This is a genomic window from Streptomyces sp. NPDC021080 (genome assembly GCF_044333225.1).
Lineage (GTDB): Bacteria > Actinomycetota > Actinomycetes > Streptomycetales > Streptomycetaceae > Streptomyces.
This window is the reverse complement of record NZ_JBIRQM010000004.1, coordinates 52,756-67,950: the sequence shown is the minus strand read 5'-3', so window position 1 is coordinate 67,950 and position 15,195 is coordinate 52,756. Positions and strand designations below refer to the sequence as shown.

Annotated in this window: 14 protein-coding genes; 7 read left to right on the top strand and 7 right to left on the bottom strand. The window is 72.9% G+C overall.

What is annotated here, in order from left to right; genetic code table 11:
• Positions 1-6 precede the first annotated feature (6 nt).
• Entirely contained in the window at positions 7-1,011 is a 1,005-nt protein-coding gene (locus ACH4S8_RS11070; RefSeq protein ID WP_398392429.1) for a zinc-binding dehydrogenase, read from the bottom strand.
• Complete coding sequence (locus ACH4S8_RS11065; protein ID WP_398392428.1) at positions 1,008-2,165, bottom strand: mandelate racemase/muconate lactonizing enzyme family protein; 1,158 nt, start codon at positions 2,163-2,165, stop codon at positions 1,008-1,010. Before ACH4S8_RS11065 ends, ACH4S8_RS11070 begins: the two co-directional genes overlap by 4 nt.
• Before the next feature lie 253 nt (positions 2,166-2,418).
• Here ACH4S8_RS11065 and ACH4S8_RS11060 point away from each other — a divergent pair, with 253 nt between their 5' ends.
• Complete coding sequence (locus ACH4S8_RS11060; protein ID WP_398392427.1) at positions 2,419-3,180, top strand: hypothetical protein; 762 nt, start codon at positions 2,419-2,421, stop codon at positions 3,178-3,180.
• 100 nt (positions 3,181-3,280) lie between these two features.
• On the opposite strand, the gene ACH4S8_RS11055 is transcribed toward ACH4S8_RS11060, so the two are convergent.
• A complete protein-coding gene (locus ACH4S8_RS11055) occupies positions 3,281-3,736 on the bottom strand; it encodes a MarR family winged helix-turn-helix transcriptional regulator (protein WP_398392426.1) in 456 nt (151 codons plus the stop codon).
• Positions 3,737-3,846: 110 nt separating this feature from the next.
• Here ACH4S8_RS11055 and ACH4S8_RS11050 point away from each other — a divergent pair, with 110 nt between their 5' ends.
• Together ACH4S8_RS11050 and ACH4S8_RS11045 are read left to right on the top strand one after the other, a co-directional pair.
• Positions 3,847-4,869, top strand: a complete 1,023-nt coding sequence (locus ACH4S8_RS11050; RefSeq protein WP_398392425.1) for an NADP-dependent oxidoreductase — start codon at positions 3,847-3,849, stop codon at positions 4,867-4,869.
• A gap of 173 nt (positions 4,870-5,042) precedes the next feature.
• The gene (locus tag ACH4S8_RS11045; RefSeq protein ID WP_398392424.1) at positions 5,043-5,864 is read left to right on the top strand and encodes an EI24 domain-containing protein; all 822 of its coding nucleotides are present in this window, start codon (positions 5,043-5,045) and stop codon (positions 5,862-5,864) included.
• A gap of 131 nt (positions 5,865-5,995) precedes the next feature.
• Here the strand turns inward: ACH4S8_RS11045 and ACH4S8_RS11040 are convergent, their stop codons facing one another.
• Positions 5,996-6,892: a LysR family transcriptional regulator gene (locus ACH4S8_RS11040; protein ID WP_398393146.1), complete on the bottom strand. Its 897-nt coding sequence runs from the start codon at positions 6,890-6,892 to the stop codon at positions 5,996-5,998.
• Between the two features lie 274 nt (positions 6,893-7,166).
• Between ACH4S8_RS11040 and ACH4S8_RS11035 the strand changes: the two genes are divergently transcribed.
• From ACH4S8_RS11035 to ACH4S8_RS11025, 3 genes are read left to right on the top strand one after another with little or no spacing between them, the layout of a single operon-like run.
• On the top strand, positions 7,167-7,979 hold the full coding sequence (locus ACH4S8_RS11035; RefSeq protein WP_398392423.1) for an NAD(P)-dependent oxidoreductase: 813 nt from the start codon (positions 7,167-7,169) through the stop codon (positions 7,977-7,979).
• A 9-nt stretch (positions 7,980-7,988) separates the two neighbouring features.
• Entirely contained in the window at positions 7,989-8,414 is a 426-nt protein-coding gene (locus ACH4S8_RS11030; protein WP_398392422.1) for a RidA family protein, read from the top strand.
• Between the two features lie 49 nt (positions 8,415-8,463).
• Entirely contained in the window at positions 8,464-10,959 is a 2,496-nt protein-coding gene (locus ACH4S8_RS11025) for a beta-glucosidase H (protein WP_398392421.1), read from the top strand.
• Positions 10,960-11,039: 80 nt separating this feature from the next.
• On the opposite strand, the gene ACH4S8_RS11020 is transcribed toward ACH4S8_RS11025, so the two are convergent.
• A complete protein-coding gene (locus ACH4S8_RS11020; protein WP_398392420.1) occupies positions 11,040-12,014 on the bottom strand; it encodes an aldose epimerase family protein in 975 nt (324 codons plus the stop codon).
• Positions 12,015-12,024: 10 nt separating this feature from the next.
• Positions 12,025-12,912, bottom strand: coding sequence for an SGNH/GDSL hydrolase family protein (locus ACH4S8_RS11015; RefSeq protein WP_398392419.1), 888 nt, complete (start codon positions 12,910-12,912; stop codon positions 12,025-12,027).
• A 310-nt stretch (positions 12,913-13,222) separates the two neighbouring features.
• On the opposite strand from ACH4S8_RS11015, the gene ACH4S8_RS11010 reads away from it, so the two are divergent.
• Positions 13,223-13,717: a DUF3145 domain-containing protein gene (locus ACH4S8_RS11010; RefSeq protein WP_261702513.1), complete on the top strand. Its 495-nt coding sequence runs from the start codon at positions 13,223-13,225 to the stop codon at positions 13,715-13,717.
• A 119-nt stretch (positions 13,718-13,836) separates the two neighbouring features.
• On the opposite strand, the gene fabF is transcribed toward ACH4S8_RS11010, so the two are convergent.
• Positions 13,837-15,108 carry a beta-ketoacyl-ACP synthase II gene (fabF, locus tag ACH4S8_RS11005; protein WP_398392418.1) on the bottom strand — a complete coding sequence of 424 codons (1,272 nt, stop codon included), beginning with the start codon at positions 15,106-15,108 and terminating at the stop codon, positions 13,837-13,839.
• Positions 15,109-15,195: the final 87 nt, after the last annotated feature.

Sequence of the window (15,195 nt, the reverse complement as noted above, 5' to 3'; positions counted from 1 at the left end):
GGAGGGTCACGGCTTCAGCAGGACCTTGCCGACCTCGGGATCACCGGAGCCCACCAGTTCGATGGCCTCCGGGAACGCGGCGAGCGGCAGTTCGTGGGTCACCAGGGGGGACGGGTTCAGCAGACCCGCGCCGAAGACCCGTACCGTGTGCGCCCAGGCCTCGGGCGGCGCCCCGAACACGGTGTGCACCTCCAGCTGCCGTACGACGAGGTCGGTCGGGTCCAGACCCTCGGCACCCGGCGCCGGGATCCCCGTGAGGACCAGGCGCCCGCCGCGCCGCAGCAGGGAGGCGGCGGTGCGCGCGGCGGACGCGGACCCGGCGGTCTCGATCACGACGTCGAAGTCGTCGGGGAGCTCCTGGTCCCGGGTACGGAAGTCGGTGGCACCGAAGTCCTTCGACAGCGAGGCCCGGTCGGGACGGGTGCCCACCACGAGCAGCTCGGCCGGCGATCCCGCCCTCAGGAACTGCACGGCGAACATCCCGAGCGTCCCGGTGCCCACCACGGCCACGCGCTCACCGGGCCGCGCGTTCGCCTTGAGCGCGGCGGCCGCGATGCAGGCGGCCGGCTCCAGCAGCGCGGCGGCGCTCAGGTCGGCGTCGTCGGGCAGGACGTGCAGCAGCCGGGCCGGCAGCGTCAGCGTGCCCGCCATCGCCCCGGGGACGGTGAATCCCGTCTCCTCGTACCCGGCCGTGCACAACGTTGTCTCGCCCGCGTGGCAACGGTCGCAGACCTGGCAGTTGCGGAAGCCCTCGCCGACGACCTTGCGGCCGACGAGCGTCGCCGGGACGCCGGCGCCGACCTCCTCGACGGTCCCGGACCACTCGTGGCCCGGGGTCAGCGGGTAGCGGACGTACCCCTCGGGCCGGTTGCCCTGGTAGACCTCGCGGTCGCTGCCGCAGATGCCGACCGCGTGCACCCGTACGAGCGCCTCGCCCGCCGCCGGGCGGACCGGCTCGTGCGGGACCAGCCGGTGCTCGCCCGGACCCTCGACGACGACCGCGGTGCTCACTTCGCCCCCTTGGGCTTGCGCTGCTCCCAGCCGTCGGCCCACAGGTCGAAGCGGGCCTGCTGCTGCGGGAACTCGGCCGCCGCGTCGACGTCCAGTTCGACGCCCAGCCCCGGCTCGTGGGACAGCTCGAAGTAGCCGTCCACGACCTGCGGGGCGCCCTTGACGACCTTCTTGATCTCCGCGTCGGCGAAGTCGTTGAAGTGCTCCAGGATCTTGAAGTTCGGCGAGGTGAAGCCGACCTGGAGGGAGGCGGCGGTCAGGACCGGCCCGCCGACGTTGTGCGGCGCGACCAGCATGTAGTGGGTCTCGGCGGTCGCGGCCAGTTTCCGGGTCTCCCAGATGCCGCCGATGTGGCCGACGTCGGGCTGGATGATGTCGACCGCCTGGCTCTCGAAGAGCTCGCGGAACTCGATGCGGTCGTGGATCCGCTCGCCCGTGGCGAGGGGCATGTCGACCTTGGCGGCCACCTTCTCCAGCGCCTTGAGGTTCTCCGGCGGCACCGGCTCCTCCAGCCACGCGGGCTTGAAGGGCGCGAGCTCGTGGGCGAGACGGACGGCGGTGGACGGCGAGAAGCGGCCGTGCATCTCCAGCATCAGCTCGGTCTCGGGACCGATCGCGTCGCGCACCGCCTCGATGAGCGACACCGAGTACAGCGTGGCCTCGTGGTCCAGCTCGAAGTGCCCGGTGCCGAAGGGGTCGATCTTCAGGGCCTTGTAGCCCCGGGCGACGACCTCCTGGGCGGCCTTGTGGTAGGCCTCCGGGGTGCGTTCGGTGGTGTACCAGCCGTTGGCGTAGGCCTTGACCCTGTCGGTGACCTTGCCGCCGAGGAGCTGCCAGACCGGCACCCCGAGCGCCTTGCCCTTGATGTCCCAGCAGGCCATCTCGACGACCGCGATGCCCGACATCACGATCTCGCCGGCGCGTCCGTAGTCGCCGTACTTCATCCGGCGGACCAGGTCCTCGACCGCGAACGGGTCGGAGCCGAGAATATGGTTGGCCTGCGCCTCGTGCAGGTAGCCGATCAGCGCGTCGGTGTGGCCCAGCATGCGGGTCTCGCCGACCCCGGTGATGCCCTCGTCGGTGTGCACCTGGACGTAGGTCAGGTTCCGCCAGGGTGTCCCGACCACGTGTGTGGTGATTCCCGTGATGCGCACGGCAGATGCCCCCTGTGCTTTCAGCTCTGTTCGAAATTTCGTCACACGTTCGAAATGCTGGCGTGACAGTAAGGACGCCGCCCGGGGGGTGTCAATGGGTCGCGCGCATAACGGTTTCGATGCGATGGGCGCAGGATGGCGGGGAATGTTCGGGGGTGACCGGGTCCGACGGACCGGAATACTTGATTCCGCACAACATCTTCACAACTGCGCCTAGGAACGTTACCGGCGGTGACCCTAGTCTTCCCGCGTCATGGACTACTGCCACGTGTGCCGCAGGCACCTCAACGGCGCGCTCGCCTGTCCCGGGTGCGGCACCCCGGTCGACGAACTCGGCGCGGACGTCGAGGGGACCGGCGCGCGCCCGCGGGCCGGTGCCGGCGCCGACGCGCGCCACGGTGCGGACGGCGACGTCGAGTGGCGTTCCCGGCGGGCCGCACGCCGCGGCGGAGGCCGTGTCCTGGACGCCGGGGCCGGGGGGCAGGACGACCCACGGGGCCAGGAGGCTCCGGCCGGCGTCAGCCGTCGCGACCGCAAGGCCGCCGCACACCGCCGCAAGCGGCGCCGCACCCTGTACATAGCCGTGGGCTTCGTCCTCGCGGCCGGCGGTCTGAGCCTCGCCGAACTCGGCGTCGACGCGCCCGGTCTGGGTCCGAGCCCGGCGGCCGCGGAGTCGCCCGACGGCTCGGCCTCGCCGGCGGCGTCCCTGCTCAAGAAGCACTCCCCCTCCGGGTCCCCCTCGGCCGACCGCACGTCCGGCCCCTCGCCGTCGGCCTCCGGGCCGGCCTCCGCCTCCCGCTCCGCGACGCCCACGGCGACGGACGGGGGGAGCACCGGGGACGGCGGGTCCTCGACCGCCGGCACCCTGCCGCGCCGGACCGCCTCGGCCCCGGCGGCCGCCTCTCCGGCGCCCCGGACCTCGGCCCCCGCCACCACGGCCCCGACGGCCTCGGCTCCCGCGCCGGCTCCTTCGTCCTCGAGCGGCTGCGACCGCTTCCTGTGGTGGTGCACGTAGGCGTGCCGCCCGCCACGGGGTGACCTCTTTCCGGGGCGTCCTCGGCGATTCCGTCCCCGGGGCGACGTGCGCCGGCCGGCCGGGGGGAGGTTCCCGGCCGTCAGGCGCAGCCGGTGCGCCGGTCCTCGCCCAGCATGCGGCGCAGCAGGTCGCGCAGGGCCAGCCGTTCCTGGTCCGAGAGCTGCGCCAGGGGTTCGCGGGCGAAGTCGAGCGAATCGCGCAGCCCCCCGGCGATCCTGCGGCCCTCGGCCGTCGCCGCGGCCAGTTTCACCCGGCGGTCCGCCGGATCGGGGCGGCGCTCCACCAGCCCCCGTGTCTCCAGCCGGTCCACGATCCCCGTGACGTTCGACGGCTCGCACTTCAGCTGCTGCGCCAGACGGCGCATCGGCAGCGGCTCCAGTGAGAGCAGGCTCAGCAGCCGCGCCTGCGCGCCGGTGAGGGCGTGCTCGGCGGCCGCCTCCTCGTACTCCTCGTGGTAGCGGGCCACGACCGTGCCGATCAGTTCGACGACCTCCACGGTCAAGGGGTCGATCCGTGGTCTCTTGTGGGTGGCCATGCCGACGAGTCTACCGGGTTACTTGACATCATGAAATATTCAGGAGCATGGTTGTTTCAGGTCCTGAAGTATTTGGACCGCTCACCGGCCACCGTGAAAGGCACCCCCTCATGTCCGAGACCCCCCAGCTTCCCTCCACCGGCCGCGAATGGCATCTGGTCAGCCGCCCGGTCGGCGTTCCCCAGCCCTCCGACTTCGCCCTGGTCGAGGCCGAGGTCCGGCAGCCGGGTCCGGGCGAGGTCCTGGTGCGCAACGCCTACGTCTCCGTCGACCCGTACATGCGCGGCCGGATGAGCGACGCCAAGTCCTACGTCGCCCCCTTCGAGCTCGGCAAGACCATGCAGGGCGGCGCGGTCGGCGAGGTCATCGCCTCGAACGCCGAGGGCATCGAGGCCGGCGACCACGTGCTGCACTTCCTCGGCTGGCGCGAGTACGCCGTCGTGGACGCCAAGCAGGCCGTCAAGGTGGACCCCGAGGCCGCGCCGCTGTCGACGTACCTCGGCGTCCTCGGCATGACCGGCCTCACCGCCTACGCCGGGCTCCTGCGCACCGCCTCCTTCAAGGAGGGCGACTCCGTCTTCGTGTCCGGCGCCGCCGGTGCCGTCGGCAGCCAGGTCGGCCAGATCGCCCGGCTCAAGGGCGCCTCCCGCGTCATCGGCTCCGCCGGCTCCGACGAGAAGGTCAAGCTGCTCGTGGAGGAGTACGGCTTCGACGCGGCCTTCAACTACAAGAACGGCCCGGTCTCCCAGCAGCTGCGCGAGGCCGCGCCCGACGGCATCGACGTCTACTTCGACAACGTGGGCGGCGACCACCTGGAGGCGGCCATCGGCTCGCTGAACCGGGACGGCCGCATCGCCATCTGCGGCATGATCTCCGTCTACAACAACACCGAGCCCGCCCCCGGCCCGCGCAACCTGGCCCGGCTGATCCAGACCCGCGGCCGCATCCAGGGCCTCCTCGTCGGCGACCACTACGACCTCCAGCCGGAGTTCGTCCAGGAGGTCGGCGCCTGGATCCGCTCCGGTGAGCTGAAGTACACCGAGACGATCGTCGAGGGCATCGAGAACAACCTGGAGGCGTTCTTCGGCGTCCTGCGCGGCGACAACATCGGAAAGATGATCGTCAAGTTCTGACCCCGGGCGAAGCAGGGGCGGCGCCTGCCCGGCGGCGCCTGCCGCTCGCCCGTCGCGGAGGCCGTCTCCCCCGACATCCGGGGAGGCGGCCTCCGCCTGTGTCCCGTGGTCCGCGGAGGCGTCCTCCGTCTCCTGTCTCGTGGTCCGGCGCGGGGCCCCGATAAAGTCTCTCCATGCGCGATCTTGGGGTGGGTTTCGGCTATCTGCTGCGCGGCCAGCGGTGGGTGGTCCGGCACGGGAAGAGTTTCGGGTTCGGGCTGCTGCCGGGACTCATCACGCTCGTCCTCTACGCGGCGGCGCTCGTCGCCCTCGGTGTGTACGGGGAGGGCTTCGTCACCTGGGCGACGCCGTTCGCGGACGACTGGTCCAGCCCCTGGGCGGGTCTCTTCCGCGGCTTCCTCACCGCCGTCCTCTTCGCCCTGGCCCTCCTCCTCGCCGTCCTCACCTTCACCGCGGTCACCCTGCTCGTGGGCCAGCCCTTCTACGAGAGCCTCTCGGAGAAGGTCGACCGCGACGTCTCCCCGGACGGCACGGCCCCCGAGTCCGGACTGCCGCTCTGGCGCGAGCTGTGGATCTCCGCACGCGACAGCCTCCGCATCCTCGTGCGGGCCCTCGTCTGGGGAGTCCTCCTCTTCGCGCTCGGCTTCGTCCCGTTCGTCGGCCAGACCGTCGTCCCGGTGCTCGGCTTCTTCGTCACGGGCTTCTTCCTCACCGAGGAACTCGTCGCCGTCGCCCTGCAGCGCCGCGAGGTCGACCTCCGCACGCGCCTCGCGCTGCTCCGCTCCCGCAAGACGCTGGTCTGGGGCTTCGGCACCCCGCTCGGCCTCGCCTTCCTCGTACCGTTCGTCGCGGTGTTCCTGATGCCGGGGGCCGTCGCGGGCGCCACCCTGATGGCCCGGGACCTGCTCGGCGAGGAGATCCGCGAGGGCGACGCGGACGAGGACTCCGAGCCGGCCGTCGACGGGGCGTCCGAGGAGCAGAGCGCCACTTCCTGACCGGAGACCCCGGCACCGGTCGCCGGCAGTGGTCGCCGTCGCCGTGGACGTCGCCGCGGCCGTGACCGTCACCGTCACCGTCCCGCCGGCCCCGGAGCCCGCCCGCTCGCTCCGGAGCCCGCCCGCCCGTTTCAGGCGGGAATCCTTGCCGCCGCCTCCCGCAGCGCGGCCAGGAACGCCCCCGCCGCCGGTGTCAGGGACCGCCCGCGCACCGTCGCCGCGTACACCGCACGGGCCGGTGCCCCCTCGTCGAGCACGGGCAGGAGCGCGATGTCCGGACGTACGGACTCGGCGGCGAGCGCGGGGATCAGGGTCACCCCGAGACCGGCCGCCACGAATCCCTGCTTGGCGGTCCACTCGGCGACGACATGCGCCACCCGCGGCCGGAACCCGTGTCGCAGCGCGGCGTCGAGCAGCGTGCCCTCGGGGCGCGCGCTGCCGGATATCCAGTCGGCGTCGGCGAGCTGCGGCAGGCGCACGGACGGTTCGGCGGCGAGCGGGTGTGCGGCGGGGACGGCGACGTAGAGGGACTCGTCGAGCAGGTGGTGCAGCGAGTAGGCCTCCAGCGGGGCGCGGCCCGTCGTCGAGACGACCGCCAGATCGAGCCGGTCGGCGCTCAGCAGGTCCAGCAGGACGGGGGTGAACTCCTGGAGGCGGGTGAGCCGGACGGCGGGGTGCCGGGCCCGGAACGCCGCGATCGCCCGGGGCACCAGTGCCGCGTCCGCCGTGGCGAAGGCGCCCACCCGCAGCCGCCCGCCCGCCGCCTCCCGCAGCGCGGCCAGCTCGCGCCCCGCCCCGCGCAGCCGCTCCACCACCGCCTCGGCGTGCGGCAGGAGGACCCGGCCGGCCTCCGTCAGCCGTACGCCCCGGGACAGCCGGTCGAAGAGCGGCGCCCCGCCGAGTGCCGCCTCCAGCGCGGAGATCTGGCGTGAGACCGCGGACTGCGTCCACCCGAGCGCCCGGCCGGCCACGGTGAACGAACCGTGCCGCGCGACGTCGAGGAAGACCCGCAGCCAGACGGTGGACAGATCGGGAGCGGCGGAGGAGTCCGTGCCGGACGCGCCTCCGCCGGACAACTCCGCTTTCCCGCAGCCCACTTCACCCCGGTCCACTTCATCAGGGGCGCGGTCGCGTGGGGCGGGAACGTGCGGGGCGGGATCGTGCGGGGCGCGCGCGTCCGGCGCCGTGGGCGCGGTGCCACGCGGAGTACCGTCCTGAGCGAGATCATCATGCTGATGCGGCATGGCAGGCATGCTAGACATTCGCTTGTCGCATCACAGGACCGCGCCTAGCGTCCCCTGCATGGAAAAGATCGCCTTTCTCGGACTGGGGCACATGGGGTCCGCCATGGCCCGCCGACTCCTCGGCCCACAGCACTCGTTGACGGTGTGGAACCGCACTCCCGCGAAAGCGGAGCCGCTCGTCGCGGCGGGCGCCGTGCTCGCCGCCTCGCCCGCCGAGGCGGTGCGGGACGCGGACGTCGTGATCACGATGCTCACCGGCCCCGCGGCACTCGCCGCGGTCGCCGCGGCCGTCGTCCCCGAACTGCGCCCCGGCGCCTGCTGGGTGGAGATGTCGACGGTCGGCCCGGACGTGATCGGAGAGCTGGCCGCCCGCCTCGGTGAGGGCGTGACCCTGGTCGACGCCCCGGTCATGGGCAGCACGGACCGGGCGGAGTCCGGCCGGCTCGGCGTTCTCGCGGGCGGTGACGCCGCCCGCGTCGAACACGTGCTGAGCCGGCTCGGGACCGTGACCCGGGTGGGACCGGCCGGCTCGGGCGCCGCGCTCAAGCTCGTCCTCAACGCCGCCGTCCTCGGCGGCGTGGCCCTGGTCGCCGAGGCCCTGGTCCTCGCCGAAACCCTGGGCCTGGACGAGGACACGGCACGCACCGCGCTGGCGGGCGGCCCGCTCGGCGGCGTGGTGGGCCGCGCCTTCGCCGAGGGCGTCCACTTCGGCACCGCGCTCGCCGCCAAGGACCTCGCGCTCGCCACGGACCCGGCCCGGCTCCCCGCCATGGAAGCGGCGTTGGAGCACTTCCGGCGCGCCGCCGAGGACCCGGCCGTGGCCGACGAGGACATCACGCGAGCCGTCGACCGCATCCGCCGGCCGGCCTGAGGAGTCACCATGCGCGTCACACTCGACAGCCCGGCTTCCGCGCCGCAGCCCGCCAACTCCTACTACTCCCAGGTCGCCCGTGTCGAACTCCCCGGCGGCAGCGCCCTCTTGTACCTCTCCGGTCAGGTCGCGGACGGCCCGGACCTCGCCACCCAGAGCCGCGGTGTCTTCGAGACCGTCGCCGCGCTGCTCGACGCGCACGGCGCCACCCTCGACGACATCATCAACATCCGTACGTATCTCACCGACATCGGCAGGCTGGGCGAATACGGCGCCGTACGCCGGGAGTTCCTCACCGGGACCGCGCCGACCAGCATGACCTTCGAGGCCGCGCGCCTGTTCAAGCCGGACGCCCTCGTCGAGATCGAGGTCGTCGCGGCGGTCGGCGCCCGTCCGGCGGAGCGTCCCACCGGTCCCGTACCGCTCTCGAGGTGACCGATGCACGATGAGGGGAACCGACGGCTTTCAACGAGGAGGTGCCGCCATGGCGGAGACCGCGGCGGGGACGGCGAAGGACCCGAAGGGCGACTCGAAGGACCCGAAGGGTGACTCGAAGGGCGTGGAGGCGGACGCGGCGCGCGAGGCCGTCGTCGAGGCGGCCCTGGCCCGGCTCGGCCTGGACGCGAAGGCCCGGCTGCTGTCCGGACGGAACATGTGGACCCTGCCCGCGCTCCCCGAGATCGGGCTGAGCTCCCTCGTCATGTCCGACGGCCCCATCGGCGTCCGCGGTGTCCGCTGGAGCGCCGACGACCCCTCCGTCGCGCTCCCCTCGCCCACCGCGCTCGCCGCGGCCTGGGATCCGGAACTGGCCCGCCGCGCCGGCGTGCTGCTCGCCCAGGAGGCCCGCCGCAAGGGTGTCCACGTCCTGCTCGCCCCCACCGTCAACCTCCACCGCTCACCGCTCGGCGGCCGTCACTTCGAGGCCTACAGCGAGGACCCGCTCCTGACCGGCGCGATCGGCAGCGGCTACGTCCGGGGCGTGCAGTCCGGCGGTGTCGCCACCACCGTCAAGCACTTCGTCGCCAACGACGCCGAGACCGACCGCTTCACCGTGAACAACGTCGTCTCCGAACGCGCCCTGCGCGAGCTGTATCTGGCGCCCTTCGAGACCATCGTCGAGAAGGCCCGCCCGTGGGGCGTCATGACCGCCTACAACTCCGTCAACGGCACGACGATGAGCGAGCACCGCCGTCTCGTGAACGAGGTCCTGCGCGGCGAATGGGGCTTCGACGGCTTCAACGTCTCCGACTGGATGGCCGCCCGCTCCACGCGGGCCGCGATCGAGGGCGGTCTCGACGTCGCCATGCCCGGCCCCCGGACCGTCTACGGGGAACCGCTCGCCGCCGCCGTGCGCGCCGGCGAGGTGGCGGAGGCCGCGGTCGACGCGGCCGTCCGCAACGTGCTCCGGCTCGCCGCCCGCGTCGGAGCCCTGGACGGCGCCGAACCCGCCGTGACCGAGCCGCCGACGGCCGTGGACGGACGGGCGCTGGCCCGCGAGGTGGCCCGCCGCGGCTTCGTCCTCGTCCGCAACGAAGGCGCCCTGCCGCTCCCCGAAGGGCACCGGGTCGCCCTCATCGGCGCCGCCGCCCGCGACGCCCGCGTCCTCGGCGGCGGCTCGGCCACCGTCTTCCCCGCCCGGACCGTCTCGCCCCTCGACGGCCTCACCGCCGCTCTCCCCGAGGGCACGGTGACCTACGCCGTGGGCGCCGACCTCGCTGTCGAACTCCCCGTCGCCGACAAGGGGTTCGAGCTGCGCGCGATCTGCCGGAACGCCGTCGGCGAGGTCATCGCCACCGCCTCCGCCCCGAACGGCCAGATCCAGTGGATGGGTGACGACCTGCCCGAGGGAGTCACTCACGACCATCTGCACAGCGTCGAACTCACCGGCACCCTCACCCCGCGCGACAGCGGTCCGCACACCTTCGGCGTCAAGGGCCTGGGCGCGTTCACCCTCACCGTCGACGGCACGACGTACTTCGACGACGTCCAGGGCGCCGCCAAGGACGACCCCTTCGTGACGTTCTTCGGCGCCCCCGTCCCCCGCGGCCGGGCCGAACTCACCGCGGGCGAGCCGGTGGAGGTCTCCCTCACCCATGTCGTCACGTTCCCCGAGGACGTCCCGATGAAGGTCGTCGGCTTCTCGTTCGCCCACCAGGAACCCGTGCGCGACGCCGACGAACTGATCGCCGAGGCGGTCGCGGCGGCCCGCGCCGCCGACACCGCCGTCGTCGTGGTCGCCACCACCGACCGCGTCGAGTCCGAGGGCTTCGACCGCGCGGACCTCGATCTCCCCGGCCGCCAGGACGAACTGGTCCACGCCGTCGCCGCCGCCAACCCGAACACCGTCGTGGTCGTCAACTCGGGCTCCCCGGTGGACCTCCCGTGGCGCGACGAGGTCGCCGCCGTGCTCCTGAGCTGGTTCCCGGGCCAGGAGGGCGGTGCCGCCCTCGCCGACGTCCTCACCGGCGCCCACGAGCCCGGCGGCCGCCTCCCCACCACCTGGGGCTCCCTCGCCGACGCCCCGGTCACGCGGGTGCGCCCCGAGGACGGTGAACTCCCGTACACCGAGGACATCTTCATCGGCTACCGCGCCTGGGAGAAGGAGGGCAGGACCCCCTCGTACGCCTTCGGGCACGGCCTCGGCTACACCGAGTGGACGTACGAGTCCATCGAGGCCGAGGGGACGACCGTCACCGTCCGCGTCCGCAACTCCGGCGAGCGCGCCGGGCGCGAGGTCGTCCAGGTCTACCTCGCCCCCGCGGAACCCGGCGCCGAGCGGCCCGTCCGGGCACTCGCCGGCTTCGCCGGGGCCGAGGCCGCACCCGGTGAGAGCGTCGAGGTCGTCGTGGAGCTCCCGCGCCGCGCCTTCGAGGTCTGGGACACCGCCACGGATGCCTGGGTGTTCGTGAAGGGTTTGTACGAGGTTCAGGCAGGTCGTTCCCTCATGGACCGCCGTCTGAGCACGATCATCGAGGCGTGAACGACGCGCCCCCTTCGGCCGGCCCCGGCCCGGAACCTGACATCCGGACCGGGGCCCGCCGTTCGCTTCGCGGACCGGCCCTAGGACCGTACCGAGAACCCGTACACCGTCTCGGAGCGGAACACCGCGCCCGGCCGCAGCTCGGTGCTCGGGAACTCCGGCCGGTTCGGGGAGTCGGGGAAGTGCTGGGTCTCCAGCGCGATGCCGTCGTTCGGGGCGAAGGGGTCGCTCAGGTGGTCGGCGGTGTAGAACTGCAGACCCGGTTCGGTGGTCGAGACCGTCAGCACCCGCCCGGACGCCGGGTCGTACAGCTCGGCGACCTCCACGGGAGCGGCGGTGACCCCCTTGTCGAGCACGTAGTTGTGGTCGTATCCCGCGCCGGTCTTGCGGGGCTCGCGGAAGTCGAAGCGGGTGCCCTCGACCGGGGCGAGCTCCCCGGTCGGGATCAGGTGCTCGTCCACCGGCGTCAACCGTGATGCGTCGAGCCGCAGTTCGTGCCCCAGCGCACTGCCGGAGCCGCCGAGGTTCCAGTACGTGTGGTTCGTCAGGTTCACCACGGTCGGCGCGTCCGTGACCGCCTCGTAGGCGATCCGCAGCGCGCCCCGCTCGTCGAGCGTGTACGTCGCCGAGACCTCCAGGCGGCCCGGGAAGCCCTCCTCGCCGTCCGGGCTGACCCGGGAGAGCCGGACCCCGTGTTCGAGCGGCTCCGCGTCCCACACGCGCTTGTCGAAGCCGCCGTCGCCGCCGTGCAGCGAGTTGGGCCCGTTGTTCGGCTCCAGGGGGTACACCGTCCCGTCCAGCGGGAAGCGCGCACCCCCGATGCGGTTCGCGTACCGCCCGACCAGCGCGCCGAGGTACGGCTCCGGGTGGGCCGTGTACCCCTCCAGACCGGGAAAGCCCAGCGTCACGTCGGCGGCCCGCCCGTCCCGGTCCGGCACCTCGGCCGACTGCACGATCCCGCCGTACGTGAGCACACGCACCCGGACCCCGGCGCGCTCCAGCGCCCAGCGGTGGACCCGGGTGCCGTCGGAAAGTGTGCCGAAAAGTTCACTCATGAGAGAAACCCTAGGTCACGGGTTCGCGTGCCGTGACCCTCCGGTAGGCGATCTCCGCGAGTCGCGCCTGTCCGTCCCTGCTCGGGTGGAACCAGTCCCAGTGGCTCAGCTGGTCCGTCCCGAACCGGCAGTCGAAGACCGCGTTTCCGTCGAAGCGGCAGCGCCGGTCCTTGGCGCACACCTCGCGCAGTACCTCGTTGTACGCCTTCACCCGGTCCTGCACCCGTCCGCGCCTGAGGACCGCCGCGGAGTTCAGCGAGTCGGCGTTCCCCAGCATCGAGGGACAGATGCCCAGCTTCCACACCTGCCTGCCCAGCGGATTGCCGCGCCCCTCGGACCAGAGCCGCTTCAGGTCCGGCACGCTCGACACGTACACCTGGGTCTTGGGCAGGGCGCCGCGCAGCGTGTTCATCGCCTCCTGGAACCCGGCGCGGAAGTCGGCGACGGACGTCATCGCCGAAGCGGAGGACCGGCAGGCGTCGTTGGCGCCCGCCATCACCGTGACCAGCGCCGGCCTGCGCGTCGCCGCCCGGGCCATCTGGCCGGGAAGGTCGGCCATCCGCGCGCCGGTCACCGCGTAGTTCCAGCTGCGCTCGGCCGCGCCGGCCGAGCCGAGCAGCCGCACCGCGAGAGAGTCGACCCGCGGATCGCTGCCGGTCGCCCACGACACCTCGGGGCAGTCGGACAGCACGCTGCAGGCGTCGAAACCGCGCGTGATGGAGTCGCCGACCGCGGCCATGGAGTGCGGACTGCGGTCCCAGACCGGGGCGGGCTTCGCCGACGGCCGCAGCTTCGCGGTCCCGCCGGGCGCCGAGGAGTCGCAGGCGGCGGTGCCGAGGAGGGCCGCCGCCGCGACGACGGCGAGGACGGCCCGCGAACGGTGGCTGCGATTCCGCATCCCCTGGTCTCCTCGCTCGTTGTACAGGGTTGGTCGGCACCCGTTTCCGCGCGGTGGGTCGCACCACGTCGTACACGGCCGGTCGCACCGCGTTCCCGCGATGCGGCCGTCCTCACCCGGGAGGCGGGCCCGGACCCCCGGCAGGGGAGTCCGGACGCGTCCCGCCGGGTGAAACCTCGGCGGTCGACGGCGCTTGGACCGACGGTACGTCACACTCCTTGCGCCGCCGCAGGGTAGCCTCGCCACGTGGCCGCCCTGCCACTGCCGTTCCGCTAAGTTACAAGATGTCTCGCTCTGTCCGGAGGCCCCAGTGACGACACGTGGAGTTCTCTACGTGCACTCCGCGCCCCGCGCGTTGTGTCCGCATGTCGAGTGGGCGGTCGCGGGGGTGCTCGGCACGCGCGTCAACCTCGACTGGATCCGGCAGCCCGCCGCACCGGGCACCTGGAGATCCGAGTTCTCCTGGAAGGGCGAGGTCGGCACCGCCTCCAAGCTCGCCTCGGCGCTGCGCGGCTGGCACCTGCTGCGCTTCGAGGTCACCGCCGAACCCTGCCCCACCGCCGAGGGCGAGCGCTACAGCTGCACCCCCGAGCTGGGCATCTTCCACGCGGTCACCGGGATCCACGGCGACATCCTCATCCCCGAGGACCGCCTGCGCGCCGCGCTGCTGCGCTCCCAGCGCGGCGAGAGCGACCTGGAGGCCGACCTCGCCAAACTCCTCGGCAAGCCCTGGGACGACGAGCTGGAGCCCTTCCGCTACGCGGGCGAGGGCGCCCCGGTCCGCTGGCTGCACCAGGTCGTGTGACCGTCACGGTGCGACGCCCCGTCGGCGCCCGGACCGCCGCCGAAGAACCACGGCATGTGGCCCGTACCCCCTGACCAGGGGGTACGGGCCACATGCCGTACGGAGCGGAGGAACCGGCGTCAGACGGAACGGAACGCCAGCACCACGTTGTGCCCACCGAAGCCGAACGAGTCGTTCAGCGCGGCGATACGGCCCTCGACGGGCAGCTTGCGCGCCTCGCCGCGGACGATGTCGGCGGCCGCCTCGGCCTCGGGGTCGAGGTTCTCGACGTTGATGGTCGGCGGGGCGAGCCGGTGGTACAGGGCGAGCACGGCCGCGACCGACTCGACACCGCCGGCGCCACCGAGGAGGTGACCGGTCATCGACTTGGTGGCGGAGACCGCGAAGTGGTCCGCGTCGTCGCCGAACACCTTGCGCAGCGCCTTCAGTTCGGCCACGTCACCGGCGGGCGTCGAGGTGGCGTGCGCGTTCACGTGCACGATCTCGGCCGGGTCCAGGTCGGTGTTGTCGAGCAGGCTCTGCAGGGCGTGCGCGATGCCGCGGCCCTCCGGCTCCGGCTGCACGATGTCGTGGCTGTCGGCCGAGATGCCCTGGCCGACCGCCTCGGCGTACACCCGGGCACCGCGCTTGGCGGCGTGCTCGGCGGACTCCAGGACGAGAACGCCGGCGCCTTCACCGAGGACGAAGCCGTCACGGGCGACGTCGTAGGGGCGCGAGGCACCCTCGGGGTCCTCGTTGTTCTTGGACATCGCCATCATGTTGCCGAACGCGGCGATGGGAAGCGGGTGGATGGCCGCCTCGGTGCCACCGGCGACGACGACGTCGGCGCGGCCCGTGCGGATCATCTCGATGGCGTAGCCGATGGCCTCGGCGCCGGAGGCGCAGGCGGAGACCGGGGTGTGCACACCGGCGCGGGCGCCCACGGCGAGCCCCACGTTGGCGGAGGGACCGTTCGGCATCAGCATCGGAACGGTGTGCGGGGAGACACGGCGTACGCCCTTCTCCTTCAGCACGTCGTACTGGTCGAGCAGCGTCGTCACACCACCGATGCCGGAGGCGATGACCGTGCCCAGCCGGTCGGGGTCGACGCTCTGGTCCTCGCCCGCCTTGTCGGTGAAACCGGCGTCGGCCCAGGCCTCCTTGGCCGCGATCAGCGCGAACTGCGCCGAGCGGTCCAGTCGGCGGGCCTGCGGGCGGGGAATGACCTCGCCCGGCTCCACGGCGATCTGCGCCGCGATACGGACAGCCTGGTCGGCGGCCCACTCCTGCTCGAGAGGGCGGACGCCGGAACGTCCGGCGATCAGGCCCTCCCAGGTAGAGGCTGCGTCGCCACCCAGCGGTGTGGTTGCGCCGATACCGGTGACGACCACGGTGCGATTGGTCGGGCTCACGGGAATTCTTTCTCCAACGGATACGAGGATTCAGCGGCGCCACCGCCGGGTGGCGGGGCATCAGCCCGGGGGAACCAGGGCACGCGG